The sequence below is a fragment of the Burkholderia sp. Bp8991 genome (genome assembly GCF_003853795.1).
GTDB lineage: Bacteria > Pseudomonadota > Gammaproteobacteria > Burkholderiales > Burkholderiaceae > Burkholderia.
The window spans coordinates 1-19,541 of record NZ_QTQJ01000043.1; the positions used below are offsets into that span (position 1 = coordinate 1).

Here is a 19,541-nt window from a genome sequence, read left to right on the forward strand (position 1 = left end):
AACGCTTCGATACCGTGTCGACGATTTCCGGGAAGATGATCCAGCACGCGATGCGCAAGGGCATTCATCCGCACAAGCTCGTGCATTTCGCGAACTGGGCCGACACCCACTCGATTCATCCGCTCAAACGTCCAAGCGAATTGCGAGCGACGCTACACATATCGCCCAGCGCAACCGTGGTGCTGTATTCCGGCAACATGGGTGCCAAGCAAGGGCTGGAGATACTGGCTGAAGCGGCACAAAGGCTCGCATTGCGCGACAACCTCGTGTTCGTCTTCTGCGGCAACGGGCCCGCGCGCGACGATCTGATCGCGCGCTGCGGCAGCCTCAGGAACTGCCGGTTCATGGACCTGCAGCCCGCCAACCGGCTCAATGAGCTGCTCAATCTGGCCGACATTCACGTGCTTCCGCAACGTGCCGACGCTGCCGATCTTGTCATGCCGTCGAAGCTGACCGGTATGTTCGCGAGCGGCCGCGCGGTGATTGCGATGGCGAGCCCGGGGACGGAGCTGCATGACGTGGTGTCGCGGCGTGGCGTCGTGGTGCCGCCTGGCGAACCGGATGCGCTGGCGTCGGCGATTGATGCGCTGGCCGTCAACGCAGCAGAGCGCAGCCGGCTGGGGTTGACCGGGCGCCAATTCGCCGAGGCCGTGCTGTCGCGCGAGGCCGTTCTGAACGAATTCGACGCCAGGCTGCGCACATTGCGCGCCGCTCCGTCCAGCACCACTGTGTCCGGTACGCAGCATCCGGATTTCTGAAACCGCATTCGATCCTTCTACACACGGCAACATGAAAATCACCATCATCGGCACCGGCTATGTGGGCCTCGTCACGGGCGCATGCCTTGCCGAGATGGGCAACGACGTCTTTTGCGTCGACGTCGATCAACGCAAGATCGACATCCTGAACGACGGCGGCGTGCCGATTCACGAGCCCGGCTTGAAGGAGCTGATCGATCGCAATCGTGCAAGCCAGAGGCTGCACTTCTCGACCGACATCGAGGCCAGCGTCGCGCATGGCGATATCCAGTTCATCGCGATCGGCACGCCTCCCGACGAGGACGGTTCCGCCAATCTTCAGTATGTGCTCGCCGCAGCGCGCAATATCGGCCTGTACATGGACGGCCCGAAGGTGGTCGTCGACAAGTCGACCGTCCCGGTCGGCACCGCGCTGCATGTGCGCGATGCGATCGCCACGGAGCTCACGCGCCGCGGGCTGCGCCACGAATTCTCGGTCGTTTCAAACCCGGAGTTTCTGAAGGAAGGTGCGGCCGTTGACGACTTCATGCGGCCCGACCGCATCGTGATCGGCACCGACGGCGACGACGCTGGTGAGCGTTCGCGTGAGCAGATGAAGCGGCTTTACGCACCGTTCAACCGGAACCATGAGCGCACGCGCTATATGGACGTGCGCTCCGCGGAGTTCACCAAGTATGCGGCGAACGCAATGCTGGCGACGCGGATCTCTTTCATGAACGATCTCGCGAATCTCGCGGGTCAGGTCGGGGCAAATATCGAAGCGGTGCGGCGGGGGATCGGCTCGGATCCGCGCATCGGGTATGACTTCCTTTACGCCGGTGTGGGATACGGCGGCTCGTGTTTTCCGAAGGATGTGCGCGCGCTGGTGCAGACCGCTGCCGAGTACGGCCGGTCGCTGCGGATTCTCGAGGCGGTTGAAGCGGTCAACGACGCGCAGAAGAAGGTGCTGCTCGAGAAGATCAACGAGCGGTTTGGTGACGATCTGTCGGGGCTCACGTTCGGGCTGTGGGGGCTTGCGTTCAAGCCGAATACGGACGATATGCGTGAGGCACCGAGCCGTGAGTTGGTGGCCGGGCTCCTGAAGCGCGGTGCGAGCGTACGGGCTTACGACCCGATCGCGACGGATGAAGCGCGGAGAGTGCTCGCGATCGATCTGGGAGACGATCCGGCGGCGCATTCGCGACTTGAGTTCGTGACGACGTCGGAATACGCCGCGGCCGGCGCCGATGCGCTCGTGATCGTCACCGAATGGAAGGTGTTCAAGAGCCCGAATTTCGCGGCGCTGGTCGAGTTGCTGAGCGAACCGGTGATCTTCGATGGCCGGAATCTGTATGAACCGGAGACGATGGCCGAGCTGGGGATTGAGTATTACAGCATTGGGCGGCCGTATGTGACGGGAATGCGTAAAGCGGTGAGGACGTTGAGAGTCGCAAAAGGGTGAAAATGCCGCCCGAGCGTTCAGGGTCGCGGTCCCGTCGCGACGGCCTTTGGCGAAGGTGCGTGCGTTTGTCGAGGTAATGCGGGAAAGGATCGGTGAGATGCCGGGGCGAACCGCGAAGGACCGCAAACTTCGCGGCCCCACACCGTTTACAACGCCGTGATGACCAGCCTGCCAGGCTCGATCGCTATACGTGCCTTTCGGCCTGGGACAAAACCTGCGTCATTAATGATCCAAATTCCACCTACCCTGAACCCGTCGGCTTATACACAATTTCCATCGTGACCGCCGGCACGCAACTTCTGCAATGTCTTGGCAGTGACATGAACCTGTTTGAGTCCCAGCCAAATAGCTTTTGCGCCGGGTTCGCCGTCGCCCTTGCGGCCGAGTAATCCGCCCAAGCGCGCGATCAAGCGCAGCACCTCGTTGAGTTTTGGCTTGGCCCGCAGCTTGACGTCAGTCAGCAAATACGCACCGCGAATTTCATCGGTATCGAAGAACAGTTTGGCATCCAGATCGGGGCAACGGCGGCCCATGTGCATCAGATGAGTGATCCCCAAGCCACGACCAGAAACAGCGCCAGCGCGCATTCGAGCCGGTCGATCGCGCCCAATTGCAATGCCTCGATACGGTAACCGTTCGTCAGCACGTTGAACAAAATCTCGATTTCCCAGCGCGCCCGATACCAGTCGATCAGTTCAATTGCTTGCTGCAGCGTCGTGGCGTCGCGATTGGTCAGCAAGCGCCATTCGATCGGCTTGACGCCGCTTGGCGCATCGAACTCGCGCGCCACCAGACAGATGGCCGCCACGCTTTGTCCCACGCCGGCCGGCAGTTCGATGCGCTGCAGCCACACGCGCTGACGCACTTGGCGGGCCTTCACGCCGTGACGCGATCCCAGCGTGAAGGCGATCTCGCCAAGCGGTATGCCTTGTGTCGTCGTCGCCCACAGCTTCGCCGCCTCGGGCAACGCGCGGTCGTGGGTCCAGCGAATCAGCCAATCCGCCGGCGTGCCCAATTCTTGCGCTCGCACCATCAGCGCAATCACGTCCGCCTCGTGATCAGCGACGTACACCGGCCGTGTGTTCGGCAAGCGCGATGCCGTTTCCGCAACCCGCTCGTAACCCCCGATCCAGCGCAGGCTTTCCTTGAGCCCGCCACGCTTGCCCTGCGCGTCCTTGGGCTCGCGTGCCCACATCCACGCGTCCAGCACGCCCAGCGGCACGCGCTCGGGCGTCACTGCGTAGGTCGGATGCAAATACATCCCGCGCTGCGCCTCGTAAGACAACGGCCCAAGGCCCATCGCGTGCCGGCCGTTGAAATCCAGTTCCGTCGTGTCCTGCAGGCACAGCACGACCGACTGAGCGGCCATCCGTTGCTCGGTCTGCCGCCAGTGGGGCTCCAGAATCGCTCCCCACTCGGCCTCGTCGTTGTCGAAGAAGCGGTACGCTGCCATCGTCTCGCCCCGGCCCCGACATGCCCGCGGTACGCCGGCCGTCGGCCGTCGGCTTCGACGACAATCGTTCCATCAATGTCTTCGCTCGCCTGTTCAAGCGCGCGTCGCCAAGGTCGAGGTCGGCAAATTCGATTTCCGTCCAGCCGGGTGCTTCCAGAGCCAAGGCGTTCACGCAAAAAAGCGAAAGTAAACGCGATGCGCAGAAAGTTTACAAGCCCCGGTCCATCTCATTGCTCGGCAGCAGTTTGTTTCGGCCTACGGTTGCGGAGGGGCGACTTGTGTATAAGCCGATGCTTTAAACCAGCTTCTGAAAAGCGGCAGGAGCATCCGCTGTTGTAAGGCTACCCGCGACGCAACACATTGGTCATTGACCTGCGTCGCGTTTCTGAAGCTCGACGGCTTTCACCGAGATCAAATACTCGTATACACACTGCAGAAATGTGTAGTGCCACCCGGCAGACCCGTCGAGAAACGACCGGCGAACAATCAGCATGTAGAAAAACTTGAACAGCGGCCGACATGGCATCCGGTAAAAAAGCGCTTTTTGATGAAACCGCCGCACGTTGAAGTCACGATCGAACAACGCCTTGACCAGCGAATATTCGGTCCTCCGGCGTTGGAGCAACTCGCCCGCTTCCATCGATGAGTAAACATTGTGCTTACCGATCCAATGAGACATGCCCTTCGAAAATGGAAAATGGATCAGCGGCCCCGACAACTCGTGAATATGTCCATCCACGATCAGCACTTCGTTGACTTCGCGCTCGTAATGAACACGCGACGGCCGAACGAGCCGGACAAAGTACGGCGAAATCTGTGCATGCTTCAGCCATGTTCCCAGAAAATAGTCTCTTCGACGCAGGCGAGCTGCCGCGACGTCATGCGGCACATCCAGCACGAATTTCCGGATTTCACTCAGCAATTCCGGAGAAGGCCGCTCATCCGCATCGAGGATCAGCAGCCACTCGTACTTGAAGTCAAAATTCCGCAGCGCATGGTTTCGCTGCGCCGCAAAGCCATCGAACTTTCTCGACACGACGTGTGCACCAAATGACTTCGCGATCTCTACCGTCCGGTCTTCGCTGATCGAATCCAGAATCCAGACGTCGTCGACGCCGGCGATGCTCTCGAGGCATCCCGGCAAGTCGCGCTCTTCATTCTTCGCCAGGATCAGGACAGAAATTCCGTTCGTCATTCCACCACTCTCCGCACGCGCGTGTTGATCCGGCGGGCAGGCATCCCTGCATACACTGCCCACTGCTCCTTTGGCGATCGCGATACGACCGACCTCGCCCCGACCACCGCACCCTCGGGAATGACGACCCCAGGCGCTAGAAAGGCCTCCGCGCAGATCCACGCGTGGTCGCCCACCGTGATCGGACTGGCGATGAGTTGGAAGTTCTTCGAATTGATATCGTGCGATCCGCCACACAAGTGTGCGCCCTGTGACACGACAGCGTAATTTCCGATCTTGATATCCGCCATGTTGTAGATGACCGCGTCGTCCGCAATGCCAACATACGAACCAATCTCCAGCTTCCACGGCGCCCAGATCTTCACTCGCGGATAAACGTGCACATGACGGCCCAGCTTGGCCCCAAACAATCTCAGCACGAACGACCTCCATCGGTGAAATGGCCGGGGGCTGAATCTGAATAAGACAATATACGCGACACCCCATACAGAGCGAAGCAACCGGTTCGAGAAACCGAACGACGGTTGAGTGGTTGGATCGTTACCGTCAATAATCATACGATCAGAAAATGGAGATAGGTACTGAGACCGGACGGGTCAGCACGGTACCGCGCGCCGCGAAGCCGCAACGGATGTGCCGATTTGTAAGTCTACCGTCGCGCCTCACACACCAAATCGCATCAATCCGCCAAAATCTAGCTCTCCTTGCACATCGCGCTCAGGTAACGCTTCGATACCGTGTCGACGATTTCCGGGAAGATGATCCAGCACGCGATGCGCAAGGGCATTCATCCGCACAAGCTCGTGCATTTCGCGAACTGGGCCGACACCCACTCGATTCATCCGCTCAAACGTCCAAGCGAATTGCGAGCGACGCTACACATATCGCCCAGCGCAACCGTGGTGCTGTATTCCGGCAACATGGGTGCCAAGCAAGGGCTGGAGATACTGGCTGAAGCGGCACAAAGGCTCGCATTGCGCGACAACCTCGTGTTCGTCTTCTGCGGCAACGGGCCCGCGCGCGACGATCTGATCGCGCGCTGCGGCAGCCTCAGGAACTGCCGGTTCATGGACCTGCAGCCCGCCAACCGGCTCAATGAGCTGCTCAATCTGGCCGACATTCACGTGCTTCCGCAACGTGCCGACGCTGCCGATCTTGTCATGCCGTCGAAGCTGACCGGTATGTTCGCGAGCGGCCGCGCGGTGATTGCGATGGCGAGCCCGGGGACGGAGCTGCATGACGTGGTGTCGCGGCGTGGCGTCGTGGTGCCGCCTGGCGAACCGGATGCGCTGGCGTCGGCGATTGATGCGCTGGCCGTCAACGCAGCAGAGCGCAGCCGGCTGGGGTTGACCGGGCGCCAATTCGCCGAGGCCGTGCTGTCGCGCGAGGCCGTTCTGAACGAATTCGACGCCAGGCTGCGCACATTGCGCGCCGCTCCGTCCAGCACCACTGTGTCCGGTACGCAGCATCCGGATTTCTGAAACCGCATTCGATCCTTCTACACACGGCAACATGAAAATCACCATCATCGGCACCGGCTATGTGGGCCTCGTCACGGGCGCATGCCTTGCCGAGATCGGAGTCAGTATCAGATCGTACTGCACCAAGTCTGACAATGTCGCCCAATTCGTTGAGCAACTCGAGTCGAGCCGATCCAAGCGCCAGCATCTTTCGATCTCCTTGGCAATCGGCCCTGACCGTGTCAAAGAAGCTCCGGATATCGGTATCTAGAATCCCGCTCACAGGCCGCCACCTGATCGCTGCCGCCAGTGCATCGAGCGCGTCGTGCTTGCGTCGCCCCATGTAGCGCGAACGCGCCAGTTCGCGGTTGGAATCCCCCTGGCGCATGCGCACGAGAACCTGTCGATATTGGTGCATCTCGATTCTCCGCCCGCCCATCGCTGCCCCCCTTGGGGGATCACGCACCACAAGTTAAGCCGGCAATGAGCGTCACGATTTGAGATTCCCGTTTCCTTCCTGGCTCCTTTATGCCGAAAGTCGATTGGCTCCTATATGGCGGAACATGACAGCTAGTGTCAGCATCCCTGAGACTAGTTAATTCACCGTGGCGATCGTACATAGAAATCACCGAGTTCGATTGGGATTGGCGGAACCCACCAGTATCTTGACGGGTTTGCGAGAGAAGCGTTGATTCATTGGCCGCGGCAGTCATCAATGAGGCCCAGCCAGTGCGTTTGGTACCTTCGAGAAAATATGAACACAGCCTACTGCCGCGCAGCAGGAAGCTGAGACGACTGCGGCACGAATGCACGGATCCGCCGAACAATCATCGTGTACTCCATGCGTTTTCCATGTGTCTGGGCACTCATGATGAGATAGAAATGCTGGCGCGCAGCGATCTCGGGAACCTCTGGCCCGGCGGCGCTCATTTCCTCGACTCCGTCGACCCACCAAGTCACACGCCTCGCAATCGGATCGTAGCTGGCTCCATATGTGTGGAATTTCGTCGGGTCAACGCGGCGGCGAGACACGTTGTTGTGATTCTGGTGTCCGGAATAATGTGGCCATTCACCTTGCCAGTTGTGAACGGTCCCAGTAATGCCGGGACCATTCCCGCCCTCGTGCACATCGAGTTCCATCCAGCGTTCGAATCCGGGCGGATCCCCGGGATAGTGGTCCGTTTTTTTATTATCATGCTCGACCGGCAAAAGCCATAGTGCAGGCCAGTTGTCGCGGTCGTCGCGCGTCATCCTCGCTTCGAATTCGACGTAGAATCCTTCCCGCCCAGGAAGGAGAGGGATTGCCCCAAGCGAAAAATCTCTCGCAACGCTCACGAGATCTCCGCCTTGTGCGATCGCAAGCATCCCGTCTTGGTCCGAGTAGAGATCCATGGATGGCAGGGTCTTGGCGTACCATTTTCCGCTATAAAATTTATATTTCCCGTTTCCGTCCGGCGATATGTCTTTGATAGAAACTTTTTCGTTAAATACTAGTTTCGTGTATCCCAAATGCATGGCGCCCGGCGGTAAATTATTCTGACTTGCTAGAATGTTTGTGGGTTGACATAAAGTCAAAAAAAATAGAAACAACACGCTTAATTCGAACCCCAAAAATCTCATATTCCACCTCCGCGTTATTCAACAAAATAATATTGCCCGAGACGGACAAAATATAGTATTGATCAGACAATGATGTTGGGCGTGTTCTTTGCTGGGCTGACTGAAGCATAATTGCATCCGAATTCTATACGCGCGAGGGGTGCGAAATGCTCGTTTTGAGAAGAAGTGGTGGCCGCTTGGCCCTCGTAAACGTATTGCGCTCCCGATCTGAAGGGAAGATACATCTTCCCTTGCTGATTGCTTTCATCGGCGGATCCTGCTATGGAACTAAAAACTCGATCGCCGAGGCAATGCTGATACTGCCTTCCGCGATTCTCGCGGCGCTTGCTGTTTTGTTCGCGGTCGTACGGCCAAGCAAGGCTGATACTGCGATGGGCCGCACGGTCGTCGTTGGAGTTGCTATCGCATGCTTTGGTCTGGTAGGGGCCCTGTTTCAAAGTGATGCACAGAGTGCTGTGTTCGCGGCCATCTTTTTGGGGACGTGGCTTTCCATCGCCGCATGTGCCGGTGCACTCGAAATTGCAGACGTCACAAAATCATTCGCCTTGTCCGGCGCAATCGTGATGCTAGGTTTCGTAGCCATAGACCACGCGAATATCTCCACATCGCTCAGTGTGACCGGCGTTGGGAAAGACATTCTTTCACGCTATATGGGGCCATTTGGGGCCCACCCGAACCTAATGGGTCATATTGCAGGCAGTTACCTAGTGGCAATGTTCTGGCAGGCGCGCGACGAGCGCTTTGTCGTAAAGATCATGCTCTGGGCTGGCATGGTGGCGAGCGCACTTATCTGTGTCGCCGCGTCGTCTCGAGGAGGTCTGTTCGCCGCGATCGGCTCTTGCATGCTCGTGTACGCGTATGAGAAGTCGAAATCACTGAAGGGAACCCTTGGCCTCGCCGTTATGGCAACTGCAGCGCTCGTTGCGACAATTCTGTTCTTCCCGAATATTCTGGAGCGGACGGATATTCTGCTCGACCTCTCGAATTCACAGCGCGGCCTCAACAGCGGTTTTTCTGGTCGTACACAAATGTGGCAGGTTGTGCTCGACCAGTTCGGAACGGCTAATGAGCCTTTAGTGTGGGGGGCTGGTTTTCGAAGCACTTGGCTCACCCAACTGACGGACGCAATCGACAATGGATACCTTATGATTGCTGCGGAGATTGGTGTTATTGGTCTGGCTCTTTGGCTGTATCAGGTCCTTCGGTCTCTTCGGGGCGCATACATGGCATCGAGGGCGACCGGTAGCACCGTCAATCTGATGATCCTCTCAATCATTATTTTCTTTCTCGCAGAATCGATTGTTGCACGATATTTTCTTGCGATCGGAAATGGCGCATCAGTATTCTTCATGATTCTGATCATCTTGATTCCGAGTCAATTCAAGTTCCGGCGCGTAGTAAGTGTTAGGGGTACGCCGTCGGAGCATCGGGCACCACGATCATCAGCGACGATTCCGCACAAATTCGGTCATGGTAAGTCCCGCTCCACCGGACTCGACGATACGCAGCTCGCCTCGTCTTCGCCAGGCTGTGAATCGCTTTAGAGGGTGCTCCCAAAGGAGAGGCTCGGAACTGTTTGCTCCGGACCTAACGTGCTCACATCGCCCGCGGTAATCAACGGACCGAGGAGGCGGGCATAGCCCCCAATACCGCTGAGCGTGCGCGCCTCGGCAAAGCCGGGCGCGATTTCGCTCCTGCAGGGTTGTCACGCGATGCCGTACTACGTGCGTTCAAAGCCAAGCTGTACTCGCTGCGCTCCGTATCATCCGATACCTAGCGTGCTTTTGAACAGCACCCCGTCTTGACGAACCGGGGCCGGCGCGGAGGATTTGGTATGCGTCATGTTGTGAGTAAGGCAGTCGCGCACAAGATCACGCGTTTCGCAGTCTGGTGTCGGCGCCAAAAATCTTGCAGAAGATCACGGCATGCAATCGAGCACCCGCCAGACACTCGAGCGGCCGATGAAACCATCATTTTGGCGAAAGGCTTATTGAATCGCAAAAGCGCTTGATTGACCAGTTGCAGGATCGGTCGCATCGGGTGATCAGTTGGAACAAAGTCCTCCAACTTGACTATCGTTGGCTGCGGATTTTGCGTTTTTTAATTTCTAACGTCTCATTCACCGCCATAGTCCACGAAAACAAAGTTCCTACGGCGCACCCTAAGAGTCGGCCTACACCGGGATCAATCCGAGGTGCTTTGTTGACGGCAGTCGAACTATTCTTTAACATTTGCAAAAATCAAGTGAATTTTAAATCGATCTCGACACATATATCTTCCGGTAAAAAATACATATGACTAATAGAATTTTAATGATCACTATTGCGCTGGCAATATCTATTTCTGACTGCACATCAGCCAACGCGCAGAGTGCATCAAATGATAGGCAGGCGCGTCGTCAGTGGCGCAACCTGGCAACGCCCGCGGGAACGTTGATGTCGCCTCATTTTGGAGCAACGCAAGGGAATAAGGATTGGGGAAACGGTGTCGCTGGTCGCGCAAATAATCAAGCTGCGTCAGGCAACCATCAGGCGCAAAAGTCGAAAATGACTCCCCGAACATCCATGATTCCGTTGTTCGGCGCACCGAAGGACTATGACGAGAGATACGAATCGAATCTCGGTGACGAACTTGGTAATACACGATTTTCCAAGCAGACGGAAGGCTACAGCCTCACGCCGAATGAACGGTTGATTTCACCCGAATCTGCTACGCGCGCGGTGGACGCCTGGACCGATGTAAACGGCTCTGCTGGCCGGAGTGTCAAGGGAGGGGGCAGAGCACAAAGCAAGAAATTTAACGTGAATGCTGCGGTGACTTCGTCTGCGTTGCACGATGCATCACAGTTCGGATCATTCAACAACGCACACGGTGCAGATACTGGAAACAGCGTTTACCGCTCACCTTGGTAAGCGAACTAAAAGGTAGGTTAAAAAGACCCCTCCGAACGTAAGGGAAACTCTAAAAAATGGCCGGTGATTGTGCTTGCAACGAATCGTCAAGCTAGCGAGCATGTAACGCATGCAACAAACTGACCTTGGACTGAACTTTTCGACGAAGCGCGGGTGCAAACGAGAATTCCTGGATCCTCGCGGTGGTCAACGACATCGTGCGCGACAAAGGGTTAACGCTGCGTGCGGGCACAGTGGTAGACGCGACGCTGATCAGTGCCCCGAGTTCGACCGCGAACGCCTCGGGCGAACGTGCCCCGGCGTTGCACCAGAGCAAGACAGGGAGCCAGTGATATTTCGGCATGAAAGCGCATATTGGTGGCGATGCTGCAAGCTGACTGGCACACACCGTTCGAGGCACGTCGGGCAACATCAGCGACGTGCTCGAAGCCTACAGTCTGCTTCATGACGAGGAACCCGACGCGTTTGGCGATGCGAGCTATCAGGGCGTGCAAAAGCGCCCGACCGCGCGAGGGGCTGTGAAGTGGCATGTAGCGATGAAGCCAGACAAGCGTCGCGCTCTGGACAAAAGCAAGCCGCATGACCCGCTCAGCGAACGAGTCGAGCGAATCAAGGCCGACATTCGGACTACGGGTCGAGCACCCGTTCCGAATGTCAAACGGCAGTTCGGCCACCCCAAGGTCCGCTATCGAGGCCTGAGGAAGAACACCGCGCAACTTACAACCTTGTTTGCGCTGTCCAACCTATGTGTGGCGCACAGCAAGTCGCTTGATGCTGGGGCATGAGCGCATCTCTGGCGCGTGCCGATGCCATACGCCGCCCGCAAAGCTGCTCGGCGCGCGCCCGCCAGCTTGGCTTCGGGTTGATAGATTGGCGACCTGACGCATTCACTTCCTAGTTAAACCATCAAGCACACCTAATCCGAATTTGCGAAAACCACCCTTAACGAATTTTCCCAATTCTTAATTTTATCAATCGATAACAAAAGCTGGTTTTTTTTCAATTCCAATCAGCCAGTTATATACGCCTGCCATTTGCATCGCAATTGCATTCCAAGAAAATTTTTCTTCAGCAAGCGATCTCCCGAGCTCACCCATTTCTCTGAGCTGCGCATCAGTTACGCCACAAAGTTCCACAATAAAATTTCGCAATTCTTCGACTGAATTTCCAATTTCGAACGCAGCGCCGCGCTCAACTCCAATTGGCAAATTGCACTCACGCGTGATTGCAACTGGTTTTCGGAAAGACCATGACTCCAGTGGCACCATTGGCAATCCCTCGCTGAATGAAGGCAAAATTACGCAGTCGCATGCCGCATAAGTTCTCGCCTTGTCCGCGCCGAACTGTGATCCAATAAAATGGACGCCGTCAGCGTTTACTCCTTCGCCGACCATACTCCGCAATTTATCGGTATAAGATGCGCTACCCCATCCCCCAACAATCAAATTCCAACGGTCTTTAATAGATCCATTTTTAACACATTCCTTCCAAGCAGAGAGCAAATTTTCGATGCCTTTCTTCGGATGTAATCTGCCAAAATACAACAATAAATTTTTCGACGAGAAACCGTCTTGCCACCAGGATGGTAGTTCATTACCGTTAGTATCATGAATCACTACTCCATTAGGTACTACCGCAATCGGCTGCTTAAGTCCGGCTGCGCGAATCGCATCTGCCTCTTCAAAATTAAGGGCATGAAAGCAAGCGGCTCGATTCAAATGACTACGCTCGTAGGCACGCAATGCTATCCACTTCTTTAACCTAGAACGATTGAGAATCCATGGATCGAGCATGCCGTGCGGCGAAATAATATAAGGCTTACTTTGTCGTCGGTGCCATGCAATGACGTCAGCCGACGGATGCATCCAGATTCCGTGCGTATGAATAAGATGCACATCTGTCGCCAATAGCGCCTCACGCAACTGGGGGGAATAGCCGAGCATCGCGGGTCCAACTGGATCGAATGTCGTAACTTGAACGCCGCCCCACTGCGCAAGATCCTCCTCAGTGTGAGCGTCCCGCAGAGCGAACACTTGAGGTGTCACTCCCGCCCCCGGAAGATCGAGCGCGAGCCCACGCATCGCGTCAAAAAGACCGCCGCCCGAGCGCGAGGCGGATGCGGTGACGAATCCGACGCGATGGCTCACACGGCGTTCGGACTTTGTTGCAGGCGACAACTTCATACATTCTCCCGCAGCAAGTCCGCAAACCGCGGGTATTGGCCCCTATAGCGCCGAACCGCCAAATCGATAGCCTCCCGTCCCTCGGAAGGGTCGTTGTAATCGGAAATCATTCTTTTCGCGACCAGTGGGACATCGAAGGTGTCGATGTCGTGGACACGCGAGCTAAGTCCCAAGTCAGCCATGATGCCACTTGTCTTTGGTAAGTACGAAAGCGCAACCAGAGGCAATCCTGCAATCAATCCGAAAATACATGAATGAAAACGGCTTCCCAGAAATACGGAAGCACCCGCGATGATTCGTCTGACATCGGCGACCGGACGATCTTTCTGATCCAAGATAACGAACCCCGGACAGCGCGTCACTATCTCACGCCCAACCGGCAAATCGGAGGCAACCTGATTCACGATGACAACTCGGACATCTAGTGTCTTATGCAAAATATTCAAGAGCTCGCACAGCTTCCGCACATATCTTTCCTTGGCTTCAACTCGATCGCCTGCCAGGGGGAAGGCCCATTCAATCACTGAGACAGCGATATATCGCTCGTGCGGACCGATTCCAAATTCCGACTCCACCAACTCTCTTGCCGCGGGTACCGCCTCATGCCAGAACGCGAGATCGCCGGTCCGGACCACGCGATCTTCCGACAGCGCCAGCGTCTCTACCGCGAAGTTGTAAGACTCACTTTCGCGCGCGCAGACAAGATTTGCCTTCGAAAGAATCTTTGACGCAAACCATTGTCCAACGCGCGACCTGATGGGGCCAACGCTTTGCGGGGCGAGGATGATCTTTGTCCCGAACCTCGCTGCCGCCCAAATTTGAATCAAATTTGCATAATAAGATGGGTTCGAGTCCTCAAGATAACCACCAGGGCAACTTATCAAAATATCAGCCTCCCTGATTGCGCTTATTGCCTTTCTCTGTTCGTAGGGAATCAACAAGCCCAACAGCCATGGCTGCCCAAAAAGAACATAGCCGATCGTGACTCCTTGACGGACAACATTACAAATTCGCCTTCGCCACACATTTTTCGACATGCAATTCCCAAGGCGCTCATACCAGATAACCTGAGGAAGGTGAGCACGTTGCACCGCAGGTTGATAAGCGATGCCACTGACCGACGCACCTGGAAATGCATCGTAAATTTCGTCAATGCACACTTCGATCAGCGCCGCATCACCCTTATTCACGGCACCAAATACATTCGCCACAACCACGTTGCCAACTTTCATTTTGAAAGACCTTTAGCGAAATTTAATACATTTTCTGAGAACCTCTGAAGATTCCAATCATGGAGATTCCATGGATAGCAACTCTTTAGTTTTATTAAAATGTCGTCGTCTAGTAACGTGCTTACGCCCAAATCTATATCCGACTCCGTTCCATCCGTCACGAAACCGTTCTCACCATGTCTAACTAGCTCGTGTGCCGCGCCACACCGATCCGTACACAGAACCGGAGTTCCGCATGCCAACGCCTCGTTCAAACACAGGCCCCACTGGTCGTAGTCACTCAGAAGCATCAAAAATCTTGCCAAAGATAAAAAAATGGGCATATCACGATTAGGCACAACTTTCCTGAATATCACCCAATCGGCGAGACCTTGCCGATCACAACGCGCACGCAATTCTTGCTCCAGTTCTCCAGAACCAATGATGACCAAGAAAACCCCTTTGTCTCTCGCCTGAGAGCGGGCATACGTATCGATGACTCTATCAACACGCTTACGCGCGATAAGCCGTGAGACGCAAACAATATATTTTTCCGGCAACTCCAATTGCGCTCGATGTTCAGCCTCGCGCTGACGTGCGGCCGCCGCTGCTCTCATAAAGACATCGTTATCCACGACGTCGTAGCCGATACGTATATTTTCCCCGGGAATTCCCAGAAATTGAAAATAATAGCTCTGCCTACGTCCCGCCACGATCGCACCATCATACATACGTGCGAGCAATGCCTTTAAAACCTCTCGACTCGGTCGACGCAAGCCGTCGTCGAATTTACTGTCAGCACAAAATATGATTCTGGCATTTCTTTTAAATAATCTATAAATCAACCCAATACATGAATATGAAAAATTATATCCAATCGTTACTATCAAATCCGGAGCTTCTCGTGATATTTCGTCAAGTAGCCGAGCCACGAACTTCACGCGCCCTCGCTGTCGCCCGCCTTCATCCAGGTACCTCCAATTTCTTTCGCGAGCGTCATTCTCAGAATTTTTGTATTCCCGATGAAGATAATCCCCTGAATTACAACTCATAATCAGCACGCCAAGGCTAATCCTCTCTCTCGACAGCCGATCTTCAAGGTCTTTCAGGCGAGCCGTATGATAATCTCCAACGCTACCGATTAAAAACAGGACCTTCATGCTTTTTCTCGCTGTATTTTTGAGATATTTCGTATTCACCGAACAAGACCAAGAAAATATCGAGACCAAGTAAGCAAATCGCAACAGACAAAAGCCCACCACGGTGAACAGCGACTAGCGCAAACACAATCACACCAATCGCAGAAATTAGATAAGCAAGTGCGAAGCGCATATGACGATTAATCGCAATTACGAATATAGAAGCCGACTGCCACATCGAATTTGCAATCATGGATAGCAACAGCACGTCAAAGAGCGACGAATCAAATGAGACGTGCTTTCCGGTCCACGACTCATAGAACCGCTCACCGAGAAAGCTCATTCCAATTCCAATTGCCCCCGCTACTAAAATCGTTACAAGCATCAACCGCCTCTTTATTTTTTTCACTTCATTTATTTTTCCCGTGGCGTACATTTTTGACACTTCCGACCATACCGAATTCGACAGCAGATTCATCATTTGCACGGCCACACGTGTTAGCGTTCTCATTGTCGAAAACACCGTCACCTGCGCCGGCCCCAGCGCGGTCCCAATTACCCATAGGACGCCCTGAAAGTTCAATCCATTACTTAACGGAAATCCTAAAAATGCTAGCGAAGGGATTATGGATTTTTTGATCCAGGCCCAGTCGATCGCAATCGGAAATAACGTAGCCCAAGGGCAATATCGATTCTTTACAATTTGCTGCACAAAAAATCCGACCAATCTTGCGACTGTCATTCCTAGAGCTACGGCGACCGGCGTCTTGAACACCAGAAGCGCCACGAGTCCAAACGCCAACGCCATGAATCGGGTAGAATTCAGGATCGCAATCGACAACGCATAACAATTGGCACTACGCAATGCCGCCGTATTGGGTCCGTACATCACACTCAAACAGACGTCGCAAATAAGAATCAATGCAACAAACCGCACCTCGTCCGACGTCATGTATTGGAACACTTGAAATCCTGCCCCGAACGCCCACCACACGACCCCCGAGACGATAAATACAAATGAAACAAAGAGCGCAACTGTGGCCGTTAGCGTTCGATAAATAATTTGAAGGCGATCATAATCTCCAACCGTGGCGCGCTGGTCCATCTCGTTTGCCGCGACAGTCGATAGCCCGAGATCGCTTAACGCCAAGTAAGTAGGGATTGTGGAGATAAGAATCCATTCCCCGTACTTCGCCGCCCCCCAGACGGACAGAAATAGAGGAATCGATACCACTTGCGCGAAAATACTTACGACCGGGCCGAGGCCGTGGGCAAAAAATGCCTTGATAACGCGATTTTCCGTCATGGTGGGATCCTGCGTATGCCTGTAACTATCAGCTAGTCATACCGGGACTAGACAGTACTTTTTTGCATTCTTATCTCGTATTTGTACTCAAATTTTTTGTTTCCGTATGTGTGACTACACGTGTTCACGGGATGACCGGTGAAATTCAATTCGTTCAGAATTCAGCCCACCCTATTTAATTGTATTAACGCTAGTTTGATTTCTCTCGCCGCGCCCACACTAGAGAGCGACACCAACAGAGTAAATTCCTCCAGGCACCCCGATAACTAGCAAGTCCTTTACTGTCAACACTGGCCTCTACAAGCACGTTGTCGCATTCTGCCCACCATCCCATCAAGGTTCCTTCGAGATTCGGATGCAGCAGCAGATCGGCAGCAATAGATGGCAGTTGGCCGGTGGGGGTGAAGTCGAAACATCTGACCATGGCATCTCGCCGAATACCGACATCACAACGTTCAAGACGAAGCTCTTAGTGTCGTATCGCACACTATGATTGCCGTCCACTGTACGTCCAGGCTGCATCGATCAAGCAACTCAATCTGTAGGATCAGCGTATGGCTCCAATCCATTTCAGTCGGCGATTCCGCATATGAGACAATTATCAGACTGAGGTAGTCGGATCGGTCGACTCCGACAGGTGTGCCAGAAGAGGGAACCTGAGTGCCGCGAGTGGACACGACAATCGTTGTCACACGAACACGTCGATAGGACAGCTCTCATCAAGTCACATCGCCGCCGTCCACTGTCGCTACCCGATCAAACTCGCTCGGCTACCTGTGCTTCATTACACTGCAGAAAGTCCCGGTAAGTGGAAGCCAGTCCGTCGTCCAGACCGATCTTCGCCGTCCACCCCAACTCGTCGAGCTTGCCCACATCGAGCAGTTTCTGAGGCGTGCCGTCCGGCTTCGTCGTGTCGAATTCGATATGTCCGTCGAAGCCGACGGCCCGCATCGCAGCGCGCGCCAGTTCCTCGATTGTCACGTCCGCACCGCAGCCGACGTTGTATAGGCCCGAGTCAATGCCCTTCTCCAGGATAAAGACGGTTGCATCGGCCATGTCGTCGACATGCAGGAACTCGCGGCGTGCACGGCCAGTGCCCCATACCTGGAGGCTGTCCCGCCCTTCAAGTTTCGCCTCGTGTGCCTTGCGCAGAAGCGCTGGCAGCACATGGCTGGTTTTCAGGTCGTAGTTGTCGTTCGGGCCATAGAGGTTCGTCGGCATCAGCGACACATATTTCGTTCCGTACTGCCGGTTGTACGACTCGCACAGCTTGATGCCCGCGATCTTCGCGATCGCATACGGCTCGTTCGTCTTCTCCAGCGGACCGGTCAGCAGATATGCTTCCTTGATCGGCTGAGGGCACTCGCGCGGATAGATGCACGACGAACCGAGGAATGCCAGCCGCTCGACGCCTGCCCGATAGGCTGCGTGTATCACGTTGGCTTCGATCATCAGGTTCAGGTACAGGAAATCGGCCGGATACGTATCATTGGCCAGAATCCCGCCTACTTTGGCGGCCGCGAGTACCACGACGTCGATTGCGCCGTCGCGGAAAAATGCTTCGACGGCGGCCTGATCGGTCAAATCGAGCTCGGATCGGCTACGCGTTACGACATTGCGATAACCCTTCGCCTCAAGATCGCGCACGACTGCCGAACCGACCATTCCGCGGTGTCCGGCAACGAAAATTCGCGTGTCCTTGTCCATGGCTCTCACTCGTTGTATTCGAACGTCTTGAAGCCAGCGAGCGTCACGAGCGCGTCGCGCTTCGCCACCTGATAGTCCGATCGCACCATTTCAGTGACCAGCGACTCGAACGACGTTGTCGGCTTCCAGCCCAGTTTCTCGTGCGCTTTGGTCGGATCGCCCAGCAACGTTTCAACTTCAGTCGGACGGAAGTAACGCGGATCGACACGCACGATCACAGTGCCGGGAGCCACTTTCGCTTCTGAGCCCTCGACTTTTTCGACGATGCCAATCTCGTCTACGCCTTCGCCCTCGAATCGCACGGTAATACCGAGTTCCGCGGCCGCCTGATTGACGAAATCACGCACGCTGTATTGCACGCCCGTTGCGATCACGAAGTCTTCCGGCTGCTCTTGCTGCAGCATCATCCATTGCATTTCGACGTAGTCACGTGCATGCCCCCAGTCACGCAGCGCGGACAGATTGCCCAGGTACAGGCAATCCTGCAGACCGGTTGCGATACGCGCGATGGCGCGCGTGATCTTGCGCGTCACGAAGGTTTCGCCGCGCACCGGCGATTCATGGTTGAACAGGATGCCATTGCACGCGTAGATACCGTATGCCTCGCGGTAGTTGACGGTAATCCAGTACGCGTACATCTTGGCGACTGCATACGGGCTGCGTGGATAGAACGGTGTCGTCTCCTTCTGGGGGATTTCCTGCACGAGACCATAGAGTTCTGACGTCGACGCCTGGTAGAAGCGTGTCTTCTTCTCGAGCCCGAGAATACGGATGGCCTCGAGAATCCGCAGCGCGCCAATGCCGTCGGCGTTCGCCGTATATTCCGGCTCCTCGAACGAAACGGCGACGTGGCTCTGAGCGGCGAGGTTATAAATCTCGTCAGGCTGCACACGTTGGATGATGCGCACGAGGCTCGTCGAATCCGTCAAATCACCGTGATGCAGCACGAAGCGCCGGTCGGATACATGCGGGTCTTGATAGAGATGGTCGATCCGGTCAGTGTTGAATAGTGACGCGCGGCGCTTGATGCCGTGTACTTCGTAGCCTTTGTTCAGCAGCAGCTCTGCGAGATACGATCCGTCTTGCCCCGTCACACCGGTAATCAAAGCAACTTTACGATTCATGGTTTGATACTCCTATTGGGACGTGCTGCGCG

At 55.3% G+C, this 19,541-nt stretch carries 14 protein-coding genes and 3 pseudogenes; 7 read left to right on the forward strand and 10 right to left on the reverse strand.

Going from position 1 to position 19,541, the window contains the following annotated elements:
- Nucleotides 1–758 (forward strand): WcaI family glycosyltransferase (locus DIE02_RS31910; RefSeq protein WP_124489083.1); only part of this gene is annotated, 758 nt, incomplete at its 5' end.
- Nucleotides 759–789: 31 nt separating this feature from the next.
- A complete protein-coding gene (locus DIE02_RS31915; protein ID WP_124489084.1) occupies nucleotides 790–2,199 on the forward strand; it encodes a UDP-glucose/GDP-mannose dehydrogenase family protein in 1,410 nt (469 codons plus the stop codon).
- Nucleotides 2,200–2,459: 260 nt separating this feature from the next.
- Here DIE02_RS31915 and DIE02_RS31920 read toward each other — a convergent pair.
- The 3 genes and pseudogenes from DIE02_RS31920 to DIE02_RS31930 all read right to left on the reverse strand — a co-directional run bounded on the left by DIE02_RS31920 (nucleotide 2,460) and on the right by DIE02_RS31930 (nucleotide 5,266).
- Nucleotides 2,460–3,785: pseudogene (locus DIE02_RS31920) on the reverse strand (IS4 family transposase).
- A 231-nt stretch (nucleotides 3,786–4,016) separates the two neighbouring features.
- Complete coding sequence (locus tag DIE02_RS31925) at nucleotides 4,017–4,847, reverse strand: glycosyltransferase family 2 protein (protein ID WP_124489085.1); 831 nt, start codon at nucleotides 4,845–4,847, stop codon at nucleotides 4,017–4,019.
- Complete coding sequence (locus tag DIE02_RS31930; RefSeq protein ID WP_311766908.1) at nucleotides 4,844–5,266, reverse strand: putative colanic acid biosynthesis acetyltransferase; 423 nt, start codon at nucleotides 5,264–5,266, stop codon at nucleotides 4,844–4,846. The genes DIE02_RS31925 and DIE02_RS31930 overlap by 4 nt, the downstream gene beginning before the upstream one ends.
- A gap of 318 nt (nucleotides 5,267–5,584) precedes the next feature.
- Between DIE02_RS31930 and DIE02_RS31935 the strand changes: the two genes are divergently transcribed.
- Both DIE02_RS31935 and DIE02_RS36230 read left to right on the forward strand, forming a co-directional pair.
- Nucleotides 5,585–6,328 (forward strand): WcaI family glycosyltransferase, encoded by a 744-nt coding sequence (locus DIE02_RS31935; protein ID WP_260427350.1) that lies wholly within the window; start codon nucleotides 5,585–5,587, stop codon nucleotides 6,326–6,328.
- Nucleotides 6,321–6,461, forward strand: a pseudogene (locus DIE02_RS36230) (hypothetical protein); the annotation flags it as partial. The gene DIE02_RS31935 and the pseudogene DIE02_RS36230, both read left to right, overlap by 8 nt.
- 611 nt (nucleotides 6,462–7,072) lie before the next feature.
- Here the strand turns inward: DIE02_RS36230 and DIE02_RS31945 are convergent.
- Nucleotides 7,073–7,900 (reverse strand): hypothetical protein, encoded by an 828-nt coding sequence (locus tag DIE02_RS31945; protein ID WP_124489087.1) that lies wholly within the window; start codon nucleotides 7,898–7,900, stop codon nucleotides 7,073–7,075.
- A 257-nt stretch (nucleotides 7,901–8,157) separates the two neighbouring features.
- Here DIE02_RS31945 and DIE02_RS31950 point away from each other — a divergent pair, with 257 nt between their 5' ends.
- The 3 genes and pseudogenes from DIE02_RS31950 to DIE02_RS31965 form a co-directional block, all read left to right on the forward strand.
- Nucleotides 8,158–9,471: an O-antigen ligase gene (locus DIE02_RS31950; protein ID WP_185641040.1), complete on the forward strand. Its 1,314-nt coding sequence runs from the start codon at nucleotides 8,158–8,160 to the stop codon at nucleotides 9,469–9,471.
- Between the two features lie 768 nt (nucleotides 9,472–10,239).
- A complete protein-coding gene (locus DIE02_RS31960) occupies nucleotides 10,240–10,839 on the forward strand; it encodes a hypothetical protein (protein ID WP_124489089.1) in 600 nt (199 codons plus the stop codon).
- 173 nt (nucleotides 10,840–11,012) lie between these two features.
- A pseudogene (locus DIE02_RS31965) lies at nucleotides 11,013–11,624 on the forward strand (IS5 family transposase); the annotation flags it as partial.
- Nucleotides 11,625–11,810: 186 nt separating this feature from the next.
- On the opposite strand, the gene DIE02_RS31970 reads toward DIE02_RS31965, so the two are convergent.
- From DIE02_RS31970 to gmd, 6 genes are all read right to left on the reverse strand, one after another.
- Nucleotides 11,811–13,022, reverse strand: a complete 1,212-nt coding sequence (locus DIE02_RS31970) for a glycosyltransferase (RefSeq protein ID WP_124489090.1) — start codon at nucleotides 13,020–13,022, stop codon at nucleotides 11,811–11,813.
- Entirely contained in the window at nucleotides 13,019–14,254 is a 1,236-nt protein-coding gene (locus tag DIE02_RS31975; RefSeq protein ID WP_124489091.1) for a polysaccharide pyruvyl transferase family protein, read from the reverse strand. The genes DIE02_RS31970 and DIE02_RS31975 overlap by 4 nt, the downstream gene beginning before the upstream one ends.
- A complete protein-coding gene (locus tag DIE02_RS31980; protein ID WP_124489092.1) occupies nucleotides 14,251–15,393 on the reverse strand; it encodes a glycosyltransferase family 4 protein in 1,143 nt (380 codons plus the stop codon). Before DIE02_RS31980 ends, DIE02_RS31975 begins: the two co-directional genes overlap by 4 nt.
- On the reverse strand, nucleotides 15,368–16,678 hold the full coding sequence (locus DIE02_RS31985; RefSeq protein WP_124489093.1) for a lipopolysaccharide biosynthesis protein: 1,311 nt from the start codon (nucleotides 16,676–16,678) through the stop codon (nucleotides 15,368–15,370). The genes DIE02_RS31980 and DIE02_RS31985 overlap by 26 nt, the downstream gene beginning before the upstream one ends.
- Before the next feature lie 756 nt (nucleotides 16,679–17,434).
- Nucleotides 17,435–18,385 carry a GDP-L-fucose synthase gene (locus DIE02_RS31990; protein ID WP_124489094.1) on the reverse strand — a complete coding sequence of 317 codons (951 nt, stop codon included), beginning with the start codon at nucleotides 18,383–18,385 and terminating at the stop codon, nucleotides 17,435–17,437.
- A 5-nt stretch (nucleotides 18,386–18,390) separates the two neighbouring features.
- Nucleotides 18,391–19,509, reverse strand: coding sequence for a GDP-mannose 4,6-dehydratase (gene gmd / locus DIE02_RS31995; protein WP_124489095.1), 1,119 nt, complete (start codon nucleotides 19,507–19,509; stop codon nucleotides 18,391–18,393).
- Nucleotides 19,510–19,541 lie beyond the last annotated feature (32 nt).